General features: G+C 35.5%; 12 protein-coding genes. 7 read left to right on the forward strand and 5 right to left on the reverse strand.

What is annotated here, in order from left to right; all coding sequences use genetic code 11:
- Positions 1-86: 86 nt before the first annotated feature.
- Positions 87-1382: a glycosyltransferase family 4 protein gene (locus BLQ93_RS08280; RefSeq protein ID WP_092129563.1), complete on the forward strand. Its 1296-nt coding sequence runs from the start codon at positions 87-89 to the stop codon at positions 1380-1382.
- Between the two features lie 30 nt (positions 1383-1412).
- Here BLQ93_RS08280 and BLQ93_RS08285 read toward each other — a convergent pair whose 3' ends face one another.
- Positions 1413-3281, reverse strand: coding sequence for a DUF4214 domain-containing protein (locus BLQ93_RS08285; RefSeq protein ID WP_092129565.1), 1869 nt, complete (start codon positions 3279-3281; stop codon positions 1413-1415).
- A gap of 117 nt (positions 3282-3398) precedes the next feature.
- Between BLQ93_RS08285 and BLQ93_RS08290 the strand changes: the two genes are divergently transcribed.
- The 5 genes from BLQ93_RS08290 (at position 3399) to BLQ93_RS08310 (ending at position 10613) form a co-directional block, all read left to right on the forward strand.
- Positions 3399-5420, forward strand: coding sequence for a glycosyltransferase family 9 protein (locus BLQ93_RS08290; protein WP_092129567.1), 2022 nt, complete (start codon positions 3399-3401; stop codon positions 5418-5420).
- Positions 5398-5790: a DUF6165 family protein gene (locus BLQ93_RS08295; protein WP_092129569.1), complete on the forward strand. Its 393-nt coding sequence runs from the start codon at positions 5398-5400 to the stop codon at positions 5788-5790. The genes BLQ93_RS08290 and BLQ93_RS08295 overlap by 23 nt, the downstream gene beginning before the upstream one ends.
- Positions 5787-6350, forward strand: a complete 564-nt coding sequence (locus BLQ93_RS08300) for a class I SAM-dependent methyltransferase (protein WP_038572140.1) — start codon at positions 5787-5789, stop codon at positions 6348-6350. Before BLQ93_RS08295 ends, BLQ93_RS08300 begins: the two co-directional genes overlap by 4 nt.
- 279 nt (positions 6351-6629) lie before the next feature.
- Positions 6630-9392, forward strand: a complete 2763-nt coding sequence (locus tag BLQ93_RS08305; protein ID WP_092129570.1) for a DUF4214 domain-containing protein — start codon at positions 6630-6632, stop codon at positions 9390-9392.
- An 81-nt stretch (positions 9393-9473) separates the two neighbouring features.
- The gene (locus tag BLQ93_RS08310; RefSeq protein ID WP_092129571.1) at positions 9474-10613 is read left to right on the forward strand and encodes a methyltransferase domain-containing protein; all 1140 of its coding nucleotides are present in this window, start codon (positions 9474-9476) and stop codon (positions 10611-10613) included.
- Here BLQ93_RS08310 and BLQ93_RS08315 read toward each other — a convergent pair.
- The 4 genes from BLQ93_RS08315 to BLQ93_RS08330 are packed head-to-tail and all read right to left on the reverse strand — an operon-like array spanning position 10603 to position 17445.
- Positions 10603-12960, reverse strand: coding sequence for a glycosyltransferase family 4 protein (locus BLQ93_RS08315; RefSeq protein WP_092129572.1), 2358 nt, complete (start codon positions 12958-12960; stop codon positions 10603-10605). The genes BLQ93_RS08310 and BLQ93_RS08315 overlap by 11 nt on opposite strands.
- A 9-nt stretch (positions 12961-12969) precedes the next feature.
- A complete protein-coding gene (locus tag BLQ93_RS08320; RefSeq protein ID WP_092129574.1) occupies positions 12970-14283 on the reverse strand; it encodes an HlyD family type I secretion periplasmic adaptor subunit in 1314 nt (437 codons plus the stop codon).
- 4 nt (positions 14284-14287) lie between these two features.
- Positions 14288-16078, reverse strand: coding sequence for a type I secretion system permease/ATPase (locus BLQ93_RS08325; protein ID WP_092129576.1), 1791 nt, complete (start codon positions 16076-16078; stop codon positions 14288-14290).
- 17 nt (positions 16079-16095) lie between these two features.
- A complete protein-coding gene (locus BLQ93_RS08330; RefSeq protein ID WP_159427518.1) occupies positions 16096-17445 on the reverse strand; it encodes a TolC family outer membrane protein in 1350 nt (449 codons plus the stop codon).
- Between the two features lie 786 nt (positions 17446-18231).
- On the opposite strand from BLQ93_RS08330, the gene BLQ93_RS09580 reads away from it, so the two are divergent.
- Positions 18232-18726: OmpA family protein (locus BLQ93_RS09580; protein ID WP_216818768.1), on the forward strand; the 495-nt coding region annotated here is incomplete at its 3' end.

Raw genomic sequence — 18726 nt, forward strand, 5'->3', positions numbered from 1 at the left:
ATATATCAAAAATTTGATAAATTAGTGCAGATTATGATGGAAGCTGATCTAAAAAAGGATAAAATAAAATAATCAATAGATAAATTATGGCTGTTAAAAGAATTTTAATTGATTGCTCTGATACTTACACATATAATTTGCAAACCGGTATTCAAAGAGTAGTGCGTAACATTGTGTCGAGAACTGATTTAATGGAAAAAAAATTAGGAGTATCTGTGGTTCCAGTGATTTTAACAAAATATGGTTACATCAATATAGAAAATTTCCTTTCATCCCTGCCATCAGATATTACCAATATTACCAACAAGACAAGTTTTAAAAAGAAAGTTAAATTTTATCTAAAAAATAAAAATGAGATTACATATAATATTGTTCAAACATTGTGGGATTTTTATTATGGTTGTATCTACCACCCTATTAAAAATTTTTTGGTAGATTTTATTAGCTCTATATTTTACCAAAAAAATACGCTAATAATGAATGAAACCGATTTGTTATTTATAATTGATGCTTTTTGGCAAATTACTTATACTGAAAATAAACTTTTTTTTAAAATCCAAAAGAAATTAAAAAAAAAGGGTGGTAAAGTTGCCTATCTGGTATATGATATAATACCAATAACAAACAAAGAAATAGTAATTGATACTCTGGTTAATGCTTTTGAAAAGAGTTTTAATAAGATTATCAAATATACAGATTTTTATATTACTATCTCAAAAAGTGAGCAAAGAAATATTGCTAACTATTTAAAATCACAAAAAATTAATAAACCAATAGAATATTTTTATCTAGGCGCAGATTTGCCAAAATCTAAAGAAGACGAATCAATTCAATCTGATATTTTTAATATAACAAAAAATCCATATTTTCTTATTGTAGGTACAATTGAGCCAAGAAAGGGTCAAAGTATTGTTGTTGAAGCTTTTGAATACCTGTGGAATAATGGTTTTAGTGATGCGTTGGTTATTGTTGGAAAGTATGCTTGTGAAAGCCAGAATTTATTGAATCGTATCTTAAGTTCCCCATATTACAATAAAAAGCTATTTATGTTTAACATTTGCAATGATAGTGAGTTGAATTTTTTATACAATAATACTAAAGCGCTCATTTTTGCTTCTCAAAGAGAAGGCTTTGGACTGCCTTTGGTGGAAGCTATGCAATACAAAAAACCAATTATTGCAAGTGATATAGAAGTTTTTAGAGAAGTAGGTGGTGCTTACCCAATATACTTTAAACCATATGATGTAAATGATTTAATTAACAAAATAAAATTTTTTATAAAGCAGCCACACAATGTTAAAGAAAAAGAAACTCCCTCTTTATTAAGCTGGGATGAGTCTTTAGAAATGCTGTGTGATAAATTAAAAAACTTTTTAAGCTAAAAAGCCTTACCATTATGGCAAGGCAAAAAATTAACTAGAAAAAGTAACATGCCCTCCTACAACAGTTGGGTTAGGTATATGTGAGCCAACTATTTCAACTTCTGCATCTACGCCGCTATTAAAAGTAGTAGACCCAGCATCTGTATAACCATGATCAACAATATATGTATTGCCTTCATATATAAAGTATGAATATGGAGTTGTGGGTGTAGTTTTAGCAATTGCTGTATTTAAATCTGTTGTAAAATTGCTAGAATCTTGAATGCTGATTATATTTGTAGTTGTGGGGTTATTTGGGTTGATTAAGTTAGAAAAAATAATTCCATTTTGATAATTAATCGTCAAACCATTATAAGTACCAGGATTTGATACCGTAAAAGGTGTGCTGCTACTTGAAGTACCTGTACTACTTGAGCCTGTATTGATGCTCGTTGTTGGTAAATTTAGTAAATTTGCAACATCGCTTATGGAAGGCAAAGTAGAGCCGCTAATTAAACCTTTTACTGTTGAGCTGTTGTAGGCAGTAGGGTTGTTTTGGTATAAAAGCGTAACTTCATTTGCTATGGCAATTTTATGTTGTATGGTATTTAAATCAGAGCCGGTGGCACTGTGTAAAATATCGTATGCTAAAAGCCCAGGATTCATATTTGGTGTATGTGTGTAAATATTTTGCCAATATTGCAATCCGCTTGAATCTGCTGGTCTGCCGAATAAGTTTTGATATATGGTATTTATCATATTATCCACAGAATTTACATATGATTGTAATGTAGAAAATTCAGACTGATAAGCACTGCTAAGTATACTATTAAGCTCAGATAAGTCGCTGCTAGTAATAGTTTCATTGTTAGTCTTTGCCGCATTCGTTATAAATGAATCAAACGCATTTATAAAGTTGCTTTCTGTTGGGAATTGACCGCTTTGGTATGTATTTTGCAATAAAGCATTAAGAGGTTGCAAATCATTTACTGTAAGCTTTATGCCATATTGGTTTGCCGCATAAATCATTAAATTGTCAAACTGGTTAATTATGTTATTAATGTCATTGTTTACATTTGTTAGGTTCCCGCTAGCATAGTCCTGGTAATAACTTGCAACAGCATTGTTTAAACCCTGAAGGTTTGGTGGAGTTAGGCCGTATGTAGTAAAAAGAGTGTTAAAATAATTATCCATTGTATTTATCAAAGTGTTTAAATCCGGTGTAGGCTGAACATTACCATAGAGTGTAGCTGATTCTTGAGAACTGGCAAAAGAAGGCAGTATAGCATTAATGTTGTTTGCGTTTTGAGATAGCACATTTGACCAATATTGCAAACCAGCTGGATCTGCCGGTCTATCGTAGAATGCCAGATACAAGGATTGAACAATATTTTGATTGTTCATATTATTTAAAAAGTTTTGTATATCGTTTAATGAAGGCACACTGGTAGATACAGATTTCAAAAAATTATCAAGCAAAGGAACCTCTCCTTGTGTTATGCTGATATTTGGATTGCTTGCTAAATAGTTTGTGATAGTTTGGGCCGTTGCAATTTTATTGTCAATTACAGTAACATCAGAATTTTGAGCGCCTTGCATAATAGCATAGGCAAGATCTCCAACACTCATATGGTATTGGTTATATGTATTTTCCCAATATTGTAAGCCGACTTGATCTATAGGTCTGTTAAATAAATTTTCGTAAATATTGTTTAATACGGTTGGCAGATTGCTTGAGCTAATTGTGCCGTATAGGTTGTTGGCTTCTGTAGAATTGGTAAAATTTGACACAATGGCGCCTATATTGTTTCCATTTTGGTTTAGCACATTAGTCCAATACTGAAGTCCAGCCGGGTCTGCTGGTCTGCCGTATGCAGCAATATAGAGCTCTTGCACTAAGTCTTGTGGCGATGAATTCATAAAAAGCCTCCAATAATGAAATTTTTTTAAGAATTTTATAAAAAATGGGTTTTGTTTGTCAACAAAAAAAAGTATATATTTGAAAAAAAATTTTCTTTATGATATAAACCTGTATCTATGGAAGGCTTTTTAGCAAAAAAAGACACGCTTGTTGATACACCAAAGTATATAAGATTTTACAGGCAAAGCCCTGTTGATAAACCAGATGTTTCAAACATAATAATTAACAACATTGGCGAGGCAAAGTATCTGCTTGATTATCTAAAAGAGCTTGATATAGAAGCATCTTTGAAAGAACTTACAGCCTACAATGAATCAGCTTTGCTTTCCTGGCCAAATGCCCCACTTAAAATTGGCAGAGTATCTTACAATATTGCTTTTGCAAATAAGTTTTACACGCATAGTGAGCCGTTTTGCCTGGGCGCTCAGTTAAGCGTTTTAAAAGCAAAAAAGCCAAACAGAAATCACTACAGGTTTTTGATTGTAAATGGCTTTGGCGGTAATCTGGGCGATAGCCTTGTTGGCATAAATGCATTTGATCATGTAGCAAAAGTTTTAAAAGATGAAATTGGCAGTTTTAGCGTTGATATCCTGCTTGGTATAGATGCAAACCCATACAATGCCTATATACTATCAAGTAAACCCTACATTGAAAATATATACTTTGCTGGTTTGTCTTTAGTTGATTTAGGCGCATATGATGCATATTTTGACACAACTGGCCTTATAAATTTGCCAAACTACAATACTTCCAATAGATTCGACTGGTATTTGTGGTGGTTTGGGCTCGATCCAGATAGTATAGATAAAAGCAAAAAACGAAACAGTACTACAATACACTATCTTGCAAATTTGTCTGTGCAGGAGCTTTTAAAAGATATAAAAGGTAAAAAAATCCTTTTTGTGCATAAAGCATCTGTGCCTTTGAGGACTTTCCCAAAGCACATTGCAGCGCCTTTTGCAAGAAACTTTTTAGCCATTGCAAAGGATTGTACTTTAATAGTTGACAGCACGTTAGACATAAAACACCCAAGGCTTTTGGATTTAGAAGGCAAAATTGATAACCCCGAAAAATTCAAAGCTTTATGTGCCCAAGTAGACGGCATTATTAGTATTGATAGTTTTAGCCTGCACCTTGCTGATGCCTGCGATAAGCCTTGCGTGGCACTATTATCTTCTACCGATGCTTCATGTTACACAAACTATCCTACGGTGGATTTTGTAGAATTAGACAATGCAAAAAATCTGCCTGCCTACGGTAAAGTTAAGGTTTCAGATGAAGAGTACAAAGAAATAGAGGCAACCTATGAAAAATCGTGGCGCACTCTAAGCGCAAAAACTGTCTATGAAAAACTGTACAAAAAGTTTAGTGAAGTTTCGCCAAGCAAACCACGCATTGAAATAACAGGTGATTTAAAACTGCCATCCTTTTGCAATGTGGCTGATACGATAGGCTTTATCAGGGAAAAGCCAAACAACTTATACTCAAAGGTAACTCAAAATTTTTTAAATTCTATTTCACTCCTTTTAAAGCAAGGCAGTATTTTTGTAGGAGCTATGCTTGATACAAAAGTCTATATAACAGCATCCAAAATATGCGCATTTTTTGGCAAAGTCATAGCTTTTGAGCCAAGAAGGTTAAAATTTCAGGCATTGTGCGGCAGTTTTGCAATGAATGGCTGCAAAAATATCTACGCCTATGAGTCTGCATGCGCCCACCAGATAAACAAAATAAATGTTATTGATTTTGACCCTCAAAGTGAAAGTGACCCGCTTGCTATAGGCAATGTGCCGAGGCTTGTAAGTATTAATCTGCAGACAATAGATAGCCTAAACCTTGATTACTGCAATATGATTGCACTGTGTGCTCCGTCGGATTTTGCAAATAGCATAAAAGGCGCAATGCTAACTATAAACACACACAAGCCATTTATAGCCTTTGGGCCTATAGCAAAGCAAAATATAGCTGTAGCGTGCAGTCTGGTAAAAGATTTGTATGATTTTTGGGCTTTGGAGATTGAACAAAACTCTCAACAATTTTTTGTTTTGGCCACGCCAAAAAGCAAAAACATAACGGTAAACGGCTTTTTAAAAATAAACTTAGACGGAGAAGAAAATGTACCAAACACCCAAAATTAGCGTTTCGTGGGGAGAAGTATTTGATAAAATTACAATATTGCAGATAAAGCTTGAGCGTATTAAAGACGAGCAGAAGTTAAAAAACATAAAGTTTGAGCTTGATGAGCTATTAAAAGCAACGGAAGTTTTGCAATTGCAAGAAAGCTTAACAAACGATATAAAAGAGTTAAAAAAAGTAAACGAGGAACTATGGGACATAGAAGATGCCATCAGGCAATTGGAGAAAAAAAAGCAGTTTGACAGCAGGTTTATTGAGCTTGCAAGAAACGTTTATATAAAAAATGACCTGCGCTACAGCATAAAAAGACGTATAAATGATAGGTTAAACAGCACCATAAAAGAAGAAAAATCTTACACGGATTATAAATGAGTATAAAATTAAACCTTGGGTGCGGCGATAAAAAATTAGACGGCTTTGTCAATGTAGATTTTGTGGAAGCTGTTAACCCTGACGTTGTATGGGATTTAGAAAAAGTACCCTGGCCTTTTGAAGACTCAAGTGTAGATGAAATTTTGCTAAATCATGTTTTGGAACATTTAGGCCAGCAAACTAGCGTGTATCTTTCGATAATAAAAGAAATTTGGCGTATTTGTATCAATGGCGCTATTATTCATATACGCGTTCCCCACCCAAGACATGATAATTTTCTTACAGATCCAACGCATGTAAGGCCGATTACTGTAGAAGGCTTACAAATGTTTGATCAAGAGTTAAACAAACAGTGGATTGCAAACAAATGGGCAAATACACCGCTTGGGATTTATTTGGGTGTAAATTTCAAAATTTTATCCTACAATTATATACTGGATCCTATCTACATAGATAAGCTAAACAAAGGCGAGATAAAACAGCAAGACTTGCCTTTTTTGATGCGCACAAACAACAATGTTTGTTCTCAAATAAACATTGAATGGCTTTGTGTAAAGTAAATTTATTGCAATAATAGGCTAATCATCGCCTGGTGTTTTGCAAAAAAGCTGCGGTTAAATTATTAAATCTAATTTTTTTTATAAAAAAGACTTGACTTTGTGAATTTTTTTGTTACTATGTAAACAAGGGTGAGTAAATTAATGGATGCGTATTAAAGTTGGTAGGTGGATTGTTATTAAGTTAATAATAGGAGGTGTAGGATTGGATGCACTCTTAACGGTTTTGGTTGCAAAGTAAAGTTATTTTCTAATTAAAAAATTTTGTGAGGAGGTCCTTTTATGACTTTTACGGATTATTTTAACCAGGTTCAAGATTTGTACATTGCCTATTATCAAAGGCCAGCTGATCCAGCAGGTCTAATTTATTGGTCTCAAATGGCAGCTGCTCAAGGAGGCTTAACACCACAGATTATAAATGCTTTTGCCAATTCTCTTGAAGCCAAAGCCAATTACGGCACAATCACAAGCGCAAATATCGCTCAAGTTATTACATCAATTTATCAGGCTTTATTTAACAGAGCTCCGGATCAGCAAGGTTTGGCTTTTTATGAAAATGGTTTTAACAATGGCACATTTACACCAGGCACAATAGCATTAAACATCCTAAACGGTGCTCGAGGAAACGATGCCATTACGCTACAAAACAAACTCACAGCAGCCATGCAGTTTACACAGGCGCTTGATCCCGCACTATACACAGGAAGCGCAAGCCAGCTTACAGCAACCTATGACGCTGCAGATATTGCTGCTGCAAAAGCCTATTTGTCTAGTGTAACTGCCGATCCTTCCACACTGCCTACACCAAACCAGACTATTGGCTATATAGTAAACAATATTGCACAGTCTGGGGATACTATAATCCAGACTTCAACAAACTACTACGAGTTTACAACAGGCATAGATCACTTGCAAGGAAGCGGTGTTGTAAATATATTTGAAGGCTCGCTTTCTGGTAATAATTCTACTATCGATCAAGGTGATACAGTTTCAGCTCCAGCAACTTCAATGAATATTTTACAGATTGATGGTAATAATCAAAGTGATTTTCAGCTTAACCAAGTGGGCTTAACAAACATACAAAATGTAAAGATTAACAATGATAGCAAAGGTCTTGACTTTAGCGGTACAAGCGGAATTTTAAATTTGACTTCTAATAATCCTGATGGGGGGGTAGAGTATACACTAAACGGTCAAAACGCTACAATTAATGGTGCTGTCAAAAATTCTGATATTAAACTTTCTGGCACAATAGGCAATGTAGTGCTTGCAAATGATTCTGGCAAAGTTACTTACAGCCTTACCAACACTAACACAACCGCTTCAACGCAAAATTTAACTATCAATACAATCGGTAAATCAGTATCAAATAGCGGTGATACTCTAAAGACATCTAATATTGCCACGCTGAATCTCAATGTTTCAGGCAAAAACTATGTGAACAGCATTAATGACAATTCGACAACAGCTACGCTTACTACACTAAATATCTCAGGTGCTGCAAATGCTTCGTTGAATAGCGATAGCAGTAGTCAATTTGGCACTTATATTAGTGGCGCTAACGCTAGTGCTCTTACGACACTAAACATTGCAGGCGCAGCTGAAGTGTACCTGGATTTGTCTAATCCAAACTTAAGCGGTCTTGCTACAGTAAATGCAGCAAATGATACTGCTAATCTGTACCTGGACTTTGCAACTGGCAAAGGCGGTGCTGGGGTATCACCTTTAGCTTCCGGCTTTACATTTACTGGTGGCACAAGCCCAACAACAGAGCTTACTTTCAGCAGCAACCAGCTTTCCAACACACATTTTGGCACAATAAAACCAGGAAGCGGAAACAATATTTTGGGCATAAATGATGGTAATACTGCTACAACAATAGACAACCCAAATAGTTCACTAACAAAGGCTATAAATACTTCATTTTCTGGTTTCCGTACACTGGATATATTGACTACCTCTGGTTCTAATATTAGCGGTAATCTTTTGACTTCCATTACAACATATAATATTGATAATACAGCTTCAAACACAATTTCAGGCCTAACAAGTAGCAATACTGTAAATATTCTTAAGAGCACAGCAGGAACAGCAACTGATACCCTATCAGCTTCTGGCACAAATCAGATACTGCATCTAAATATAGGTGATAGCTCAAATCCAGGCTTAACCATTGGCACGCTCAATACAGATACAAGTAGCACCTCTGGTTTTGGCAATGTAGTATTGAACTCTTCTGGTAGCGGAACTAGTAAAAATATAATTAAGGCGTGGGATTATGCAGGCACTTCTACTGCTGGCAGTACAACTGCACACAATGTTACAATTGGCGGAAACTATGATTTAAGTATAGCTAATGGTAATGCCAGCGGTTTAGTAGGTTACTTTGGCTCAACTGGTCAAACGAGTGCTTTAAATATCACAAATGTATTTAATGCAAGCCAATTTAGCGGCGCAAGCCAGACAGGATCAAATGTTTATCATTTAAGCATAGTTGATTCTACGCAAGCATTAGGATCAACAGCAGCAGGAGGACCTGCTACCGTGGTTACCAATTTGTTTATAGCACCTACAAATACAACTATGAGTTTAACTGACAATACTAGCGGAAATGCTAATGCTACAGTCAATGTCTACTTTGATGTTCACAATGCTCAATACGGCAACCTCTCAGGCGGCTTAGTGGATTACTTTACTACTGGTAACACTCATGGAAACGATTACCTCCTGTTTGACACAAATGCTGTAGGAGGTGGCGCGTCGAATACATCATATGGCTCTGTTAGCACAGTAACAACTATCCCAGTAACAAGTGGAGGCCCTACTCTTCCTGTTGCTGACCTACAATATATTGACACTAATGGCAAAGCCAATACGCTGTATCAATTTCAGTATAACAGCCTAAATTACATCGTTGATACAGGCGCAAGCACAAGCACAATAAATGATGATATTGTAGTTTTGATTGGCTCAGCTAATGCAATAGGCAGTGTAACAACAGCAAGCGTAAACGACACAACGTATCACGCAGTTCACATAGCTTAAAGCTAATTTTCGGTTAACTTTTAAGCTTTCAAAAAAGTTCTATTAGCCCTTCCAGCTGGAAGGGCTTTTTTAGTTGATAACATGATTGATAAGAATAATATTGCAAAAAAAATTAAAGCATTATCAGATACATTTCCTGTAGAAACTCAATCAAATAGCTTGCAGATTCAGACACAATCAAAAAATAATCTTTTTAGTAAAACCGTTAGATTTTTTAAAGCGCTTGTTAAATTATCAAATACAAGATACGCTGTCTTGAATATCCAGCAGGATTTTGAATCTTTTAAATTTTTTACACAACAAAAGCTTGAAAGCACAAAATCAGACTTTCAAATACAGGTAGATAAATTAGCAGAATCAGTACATGGTATTTATAGCCAAAACCAAGAAAAAATTGCAGAGTTAGAACAAAAGATTAGCGATTTAAAAGCTATATCTGAAAACAGATACGCAATTTTAAATCTAAAATTAAATCAGATTTTAAATAATAACTCGCAAATTCAATATTTAAAGCAAAATGCACCAGACATTGATAATCCAAGCCGGTATAGTCTTGATGACTTATATGTTGCTTTTGAATCTGAGTTTCGCGGTAGCGAGCATCAGGTAAAGAAAAAATTAGAAGTGTATCTGCCATCTGCACTTGAAGCTGCAAACAAAACTGAAGATTTAGGGTTTATTGATTTAGGGTGCGGAAGAGGCGAGTGGCTTGAGCTTTTAGCCCAAAATGGTCTAAATCCTATAGGCATTGATGCAAATAAACTTAATGTTTTGTTATGCAAGGATAAATCGCTCAATGCAGTATATGGCGATGCATTTGATTTTTTGCAATCTCAGCCTGACAATTCTGCATGCGGCATAAGCGCATTTCATTTTATAGAGCATATAGACTTTAAAGGGATTCTAAACCTGATCTGGCAATCTTATCGCATAATAAAGCCAGGCGGTGTTTTAATTTTTGAGACACCAAACATTGCAAACATTTTTGTTGGTTTTTATGATTTTTTTAGGGATTTTTCGCATATAAGCCATATTCATCCAGAAACACTGGAATTTTTGGTGAGATATGGTGGTTTTTTAAATGCAGAATGTTTTTTTGTAACAGAATTTCAAAAACTCATACCATTTAAAAGCTATAAATTTGATACGCTTGATGATTATATAAAAGCACCAAGGGATTTAGCTTTGATAGCCCATAAGCCTTTGACTATCAACAAATAACATTAAATAATTTTGATACAATAACAGACCAGTCAAACTTTTTTGAAGCAGACTCAAAGGCTTTTTTTGCTGATTCTTCAAGGTTATCTTTGTCAGTAGATAACAGTTCTTTTATTTTGTTAGAAAAGTTATCAATATCTTGCGTAAATAAACCTTCTATATCATAGCCCCTTTTGCCTGTTGGTGTTGTAAGGCAGGCTACGCTAAAAGCTACATAATCTATAAGTTTAATATTGCTGCCTGCGCCTTTTAGGATAGGATTTAGCGCAAGATCAGAGATATTGTACACAAGAGCTTTTTCGTTTTCACTAACGATACCTAATGGGACAATATTTTCTAAATCTTTTTTTAAGGCATTGCAAACAGAACCTATAATAAAAAAAACAATGTCGTTTAGTTGAAAGGCAAATTGTTCTATGTATCTTAGAGCGTCGATGTTTGGTGAATGGTACGAACCTGAAAAAACTACGCATTTTTTATCCAGGCCAAGCTGTGCTTTAAGTTTAGACCTATCTGATGGGTTTAAAGTTTTTGAAGCAGCATATTTAAAATCTTCGCCGTTTGGTACAGATAAGAGTTTATTTTTATTTAGATTGTATTTGTTTACAAAAAAATCCAGATCATGATCAGAAACATAAAATACATACTTTGAATTTGTTGCGCAGTTTTTTTCTATATCGTAAACTTTTGCTAAATATTCCTGTTTGTGAGCACTTTGTGGTAAAACTATATCTTTCATTATGTACTCTGCATTTTGAGCATCATAAAATACATTGCCTCTAAAAAATTCGTTTAATGCATAATAAAGATAGGGATGCTCTAAAACAGCCACATCTGCATCAAGAGCCTGTTTTCTGATGGCTTCTAAAAATTCAAGCGTATATTTATAGCCTTCTATTGCAGCTATATCTTCTATGGCATTAAAATTAAGCATTAAAGCAATGTCTTTTTCATGCTCAAGGTGTTTTTTTGATTTGAGAATCGCTATTTCTTTAAAGTTAGCCGATATATGTTTTACGCCTGCTTGTGAAGGATTGCTGGTCAGGCTAATGAGCACCACATCAAATCGCTTCGATAGCTGTTTGTATATGTTATAAATTCTTTTTTGACCACCCTGAACGGCTGGATAAATGCTGAAAGTAGATAATACAAGCATCTTAGGCTTTTTGGGTATGCTTATCATTTTTGAAGGTAAAGATTCTTTCAAAAGTTTGGAAATTGTGTTTTGCCAATTTATGTAATCTGTTGAACTTTTTGCGTTTTTTCCTAATTTTAGCGTTAGTTCCGGGTTTTCTATAAGAGTTTGCATAGCCTGTGCAATGTCTTGTGGCGTTGGGGGTACGATAAAACCGTTTAAACCATTTTGGACAAGCTCGTTTGTCCCTCCAGCGTCAGTTGTGGTAATAACACTTTTTTGGGATTGCATAGCTTCAAGTGTGATTAAACCATAATCTTCGTCGTATGGCACATAAGGCACAAAATACGCTCTGCTGTAGTGCTCAATCATTTGATCGTCGGATATAAAGCCTAAAAATTCAATCCTTTCATCATCTTTTGCTAAGTTTTTCAATTTATCAAAAGCAGATCCAGTGCCGGCAATTTTAAACTTCATAGGTGATTTTACTTTTTTATAAGCATTAATTAGCAGGTCAATGCGTTTTAAATCTTCCAGGCGACTTGCAGTAAAAATATAATTGTATTCTTTTGAGTGCAAATTATCAAGCGCACTTGGGTGATGTATGATCTGAATATCAACATTTTCTGGAAAATAATTTTCTCTTTGGGCAACATTGTATGAAATAGCGCTGTAGCTTTTTATATTTTTGGGAGACAAAGCTATTTTGTCAAGAAAATGTATAATTGCTCGAGTAAGAGGACCGGGAAAAACAAATAGCTCTCTAAGGTGTTTTAGCCCATAAAGCCCAAACAACTCGGAAAAAAAACTTGAAAGGCAATTGAAATCTGCTTTAGGGTCGCTCATTATAGCGTAAAGGTTTTTAAGTTCTTTTGAGTTTGGGAGTGGTTCAAATATATTTGCTTGCTTGTGATACAAATCGTAAACGCCCCTGCATGTGTGCTGAAGATACAGATGGTGATTTTTATGGTTAATCATCCACGCAGGGTATTTTGTAGTAATAACCATATCAAAATAATCAAGCTTTAGCTCGCTAAAGCGTTTGTAGCAATCCATTAGCGACCAGAATTCCTGGTCTTTGCAGGGTAATTTTATTAACTCTACACTATGAGGCGTTAATTTATTAAAGTACCACAAAAGCCCCATAAATAATTTTTCTGCTCCCCCCACCACAAAAGGTACAGGAGAAGGCGTAACAATAGCTATTTTCATAATTAAAAGCTATTCCTTAAACGCTTTTGAAAAATTTTCTGTTAATGGTTTTAACAAATATTCAAGCATGCTTTGCTTGCCTGTTTTTATAGTAACCTGCACTGGCATGCCAGCAACTATTTTTTTGTGAGCTAATTTTTTTATGGCATCTTTAGTTAACTCAATGCGCACGATATAGAAAGGCATTTTAGCGTTTTGCGTTGTAATTGTATCTGCAGAAACATAAATTACCTTGCCATGGACTATGGGCGTTGTGTGGACGTTGAAAGCTATAAAGTTTAAATCCGCATCTTGATTTAAATGCACTTTATCTATGTCTTGCGGTTCAACCTGAGCTTCAATGATAAATTTTGAGTCAATAGGCAGTATTTCTAGCAATTCCTGACCCTGTGCTGCGACTGCTCCTATGGTGTGCACGGTTAAGTAAAGCACTGTGCCGTTTATTGGAGATTTTATAGTCATGCTCTCGTAAATTTTTTTGTAGTACAGATACTGGTACTTTGCTGATGAGAGTTGTGAGTCAACTTCTGCAAGTTTTCCTTGCGTATCGGCTAAAAACTGACTTTGAAGGTTTTGAAGTTTTGCGTTATTTTCGGCAATTTGTGTTTGTATACGACCAATTTGACCAAGCAAATTATCTAAATTGCCTTTTAGCTCTTCGTACTGTCTTTCTTTGTCTAAAAACTGATTTTTTGGGTAGTAGCCTTCTTTTGCAAGCGGCTTTAGAGACGAAATCTGCTGGGCTAAGATGCTTACCTGTGATTTGAAAGAATCGGCATTTAACTTTAGACCATATAGTTCAGATTGCAAGCCAGCAGTGTTTTGTAAAATTGCATTTTTTTGACTTTGAAAGTTTTGCATAGTTGAAAAAAATAACTGCCTTTGTGTTTGTATAAGATTTGAAACATACGGATCCTGGGCGTTTTCTAAAAGCTCTTTTGGAAATGTAATGTCGGGGCTGTTTTGAAGCTGGGCTTGAAGCCTTGATTCCATTGATAAAAGGTATAAATACTCGCTTTTTGCTTTTGCGTATGCTGCTTTTGCTTCAGAATCATCCAGAATGATAAGCGGTTGATTTTTTTTGACTACTTCGCCTTCTTTTACAAGAATACTTTTGATTTTAGCTGTCTGCGGGCTTTGAATGATATTCAAACGAGCGCTTGTTACAACTGTGCCTGGCACAACTATACCGCTGCTTAGAGGCGCTAAAGCTGCCCACAGTAAAAATCCTCCAAAGAAAATTACAACAACTGCTATTGCTATATGCATCATTTTTTTTGTGTTTGTATTTAATTTTTGAGTACCAGGTGGCAAGTAATCCATAACTTTAGGCTCCTTTTTGTGGTGTTTGTGGCGCTTGATTTGGGTTATTTAAGTGAGCGTTTTGCTGTGCTTGCATCTGGGCTTGCTGTTCGTTTACAGCTTGAAGGGCTTTTAGTATTTCTTGAGATGGGCCAAATGCCTGCACGCTGCCATTTAGCATCAGTATGATTTTATCTGTTATGGCAAGTATTGGTGTTCTATGTGTTATCAAAAATACTGTTTTTTTCATTTTCTTTAAATTTAACAAAGCGTATATCAAAGCTCGCTCGCCCATATCATCCAAGCTAGAGTTTGGCTCATCTAAAACTATAAGTGTTGGGTCATTGTAAAGGGCTCGGGCAAGGCCTATTCTTTGCTTTTGACCGCCTGAGATTATTGCGCCGTTTGTGCCTAATTTTGTGTCATAACCTTCTGGAAATTGTAAAATCATCTCGTGTATGCCAGCCATTTGAGCAGCTTTTATAACTTTGTTGGAGTCAATTTCTCCAAATCGCGCGATATTTTCTGCTACTGTGCCATCAAGCAACTCTACATCCTGCGGCAGATAGCCAATATATTTTCCTAAGTCTTCTCTATCCCATGTGCTTATTTCTGCGCCGTCAAGCCTTACAGAACCGCTGTATGGGGGCCAGATCCCTACAAGCATTTTGCCAAGCGTTGTTTTACCAGATGCTACAGGACCTATAATGCCGACCATTTCACCTGGGTTAACTTCAAAACTTACATTCTTTAGTATCATCAAATTTGATCCTGGCGGAACGGCAATTAGATTGGATACAGATACTCTGCCAACAGGCGGAGGTAACTGGAGACCCTTTGGCTTTTCTGGGTATTGAGCAAACATAGCTTCAAGCCTTGCGTATGATTCACGCACAGAAACAAACTGTCGCCAAACGCTGATTGCCAAATCCACAGGGCTTAATGCCCTGCCTATAAGTATTGCAGAGGCTACTATCATTCCCATCGTCAGTTGACCTTGTATAGCGTAATAAGCACTTACACCATAGCCCAAAAGGGATTGAAATGTTATTCTTAATGCTTTAGTTATAGCGCTAATAGTTCCAGCTTTAGAGCTTGTGTCAGATTGGTAGCTTAGAAAGTTAATGTACCTGCTATACCAGTGTTTTTTAACATTTTCTTTCATGCCCATAGCATAAATTGCTTCAGCATTGCGAAAGTTTACATTTGCAAATACCTGAGATTCTTGATAATGTTTATTGGCTTCCCCAAGTCCTTTTTTTGTAACAACCTCTGTAAGTATAGCCATACCCATCATTACCAAGCTTGCCACAATTGCAAGTATGCCTATAACTGTGTGTATCATAAAAAGAATTATTATATAAATTGGCGTCCACGGTATATCAAAAAACGCTAACACGCCGCTTCCTGTGAGGAATTGCCTTATGTTTGTAAAATCACTGAATGCTTGAGATGGGTTGCCTGTGTTTGCGTATAGTGCGTTTGAAAATGCTACAGAAAACACTTTTTCATTTAATTGGGCATCCATGTTGTTGCTTATCCTAATTAAAAGCTGTGAGCGGAGCCATTCAAGAACTCCCATAAAAGCGTAAAAACCTAAAACCATTAAACTAATCAAAATTAGCGTCGGCACACTTTTTGAAACCAAAATTCTGTCATAAACTTCCAGCATATATATTGAAGGTACTATCATTATAATATTAATTATAGCGCTTACTATGCCTGTTGTAATGAATGCCTGTTTAAATGGCTTTAATGCTTGCAGCAGCTGGCTTTTTGGCTTTTGTCTGCCAAAAAAATTTGGTCTGGAAAACACGAAACCTCCGAAATTATTTAATTGTTGCTAACAATCAACTCCGAACTTGGTGCCAAATATGCATTGAAAAAATCAATGTCATCTTTGCTTAGCACGCCAGAGTAATATTTTAGCTTAAACATATCTGTAATATAGCTGTATTTTGCGTTTAAAAGTTGGTTTTCTACATCGTATAGCTGTTTTTGAGCATTTATCACATCTGCAATAGTTTTTATGCCGGCTTTTAGGCCCATGTAATTTGCCTTTAGTGCGGTTTGAGCAGCTTTTTTTGCAATTCTTAAACTGTCAATTTTTGATATATCGCTTGATACATTTAAAAACGCTTCTGTAACGCTTGAAGTAATGTTGTTTTGGTAATTTTCTTTGTCCATCTGAGCCTGTTTTACCCTATAGTGGGCTTCGTCAATTCTGGCTATTGAGTTGCCGCCATTAAAAATTGGCACATTTATTTGTATGCCGATGCTTGCGTATTTTATAGTTTGTGTTTGTATATAGCTATTTGTGTTTGTGTAAGTATAGCTTGCAATAAGCGCTACGCTTGGCAGCTGATCGCCAATAGCTTTGGTTAAATCTTGCTTATAGTAATTTACATTTTGTTCGTAGTATTTAATTACAGGACTGTTTTGCTTTGCCAGTTCTATCCAGTCATCTAATTTTGATGGTGTTGGAAATTTAAAACTTATATCATCTTTAAACGGAGAAATGCTTCTTGGCATAATACCGACAATTGCCTTAAATTTTGTAAGGGCGATATCAAGTTTATTTTGAGCCTGAATTAGTTTTGCCGATGTAATATCGTACCTTGACTGTGCATCATCAACATCAACCAGCGTTGCTTCACCTGCTTTGTATAATTTTTGGGCAAGAACCAAATCTTCATGTGCAGCTTTTTTTTCCATTTTTGTAAGATTTATTTGGTCTAATGCAGAAAGCACATCAAAGTAGCTTTGCGCAACATTATATATGGTTTGCTGATCGGCATCTTTAAATTGATATTCGCCCATCTTGGCTTTTGTGTTTAGCTCTTTAAACATAGCAAAGCTTGATAGGTTAAATAAATACTGTTGAGCATTAAGTGAAATAGTGTTTGCCATGTAGTTTGCATAATAATATGGGGCAGTTCTAAAATCGTACTTGGATCTATTAGCGCTAAGAGAAATTTGTGGCAATAAGTATGATAGGCCTTGCATTTTGTATGTTTGCGAGGCTTTATATTGATAAGTAGAGGATAAATAGCTTGGATTATAGCCTATGGCTTTATAATAGCTTTGTGTCAAATCAATAGCGTTGGCTTTTGGGCTTAAGCCACAAAATGATGCAGCCAAAAGACAAATGCCTAACAAACGTGTTTTTTTAATTTTTAGCACTTTTAACGCGATACCTCTTTGCTTCAAATAAAAATGTCTTCAAAAGCGTGTGAATGATACAATAAATAAGTTCTTATGTCAAGGCTTGTTTTAAAAATGTTTCAATATTTTGCTTTTTTGGAGCGCAAAAAGTATTTATAAGGTTATTTTTAACTGTCTGTCATTCTGAGGAGCGAAAGCGACGAAGAATCTCACCACTGTACAATGGCACAAAGTAGATCCTTCGTTTCACTCAGGATGACTAACTTCGCTTGCACTTTTCGGATGACAAGGAGCTCAAAATGACAGTGCACAAGGTTTGAGAGCTTTACTTTTTTCAAATTTAATTGTATAATTCAAAAATCAATAAAAAAAGTTGTTTGTGAGTGTATGTCTAGAAAATTAGTTAAATGTCGATGGTTTTTAATATAGTCAATAGGGTCGTTAAAAGGCGAAAAAGCTATTGTTTAAGCTCCCGACTTCATCACTTTTCCACCCAAAACCCACTCTCTAAAGTGTTTTAATTTTTTTTTAGGCACTACATTTAAGGGTTTTTGAGAGAATGGGATAGGTAATTGAGTTGTGGAAGAAGAAAAAGGAGAAAATGTAATGGTTTAATGAAGTCGGGAAAAAGTCTTAATTTTTTATAAACAATTTATTAAATAAAATATACAAAAAAGTAATCGAAAAAGCATTGTATTTTGTTGATTATTTAACTAAAATACAACTTTTAGATATTTATCCGTGGAGGGTTATCTATGAAAAAAAGCGTTATTTCTTTAGCGGCTATTTGCTTGTGCGTCATTTTTGGCTTATGGTTGTTCTACTGCACCTAAAAAACCTCTTACTGAAAAGCCAGCTCCGCAAAAGCAAGAAGTTCAAAAGCCTGTTAGCACACCTGCTGTATCTACAACCATTACACCATCTGTTAGCGAGGAAGAAAGGCTAAAGGAAATCTTCCAACGCATTCATTTTAACTTCGACAAGTATAATTTAACTCACATTGACAAATGGGGTATTAATCAGGATGTTCCAAAAGTACTAGATGGTATAGCAGATTATATGGCAAAACATCCAAACATCAAAATTAAGATCGAAGGAAACTGCGATGAGCGTGGAACGGAAGCCTATAACCTAGCTTTAGGCCAAAAAAGGGCTGATGCAGCAAAGAACTACCTTGTAATGCATGGTATATCACCAGATAGGATTGAAACATTGAGCAATGGTAAACTAAAGCCAGTTGATCCTGCTCATAATGAATATGCCTGGGCAAAAAATAGAAATGATCAGTTTGTGATTTTA

The sequence above is a fragment of the Desulfurella multipotens genome (genome assembly GCF_900101285.1).
Taxonomy (GTDB): Bacteria; Campylobacterota_A; Desulfurellia; order Desulfurellales; family Desulfurellaceae; genus Desulfurella; species Desulfurella acetivorans.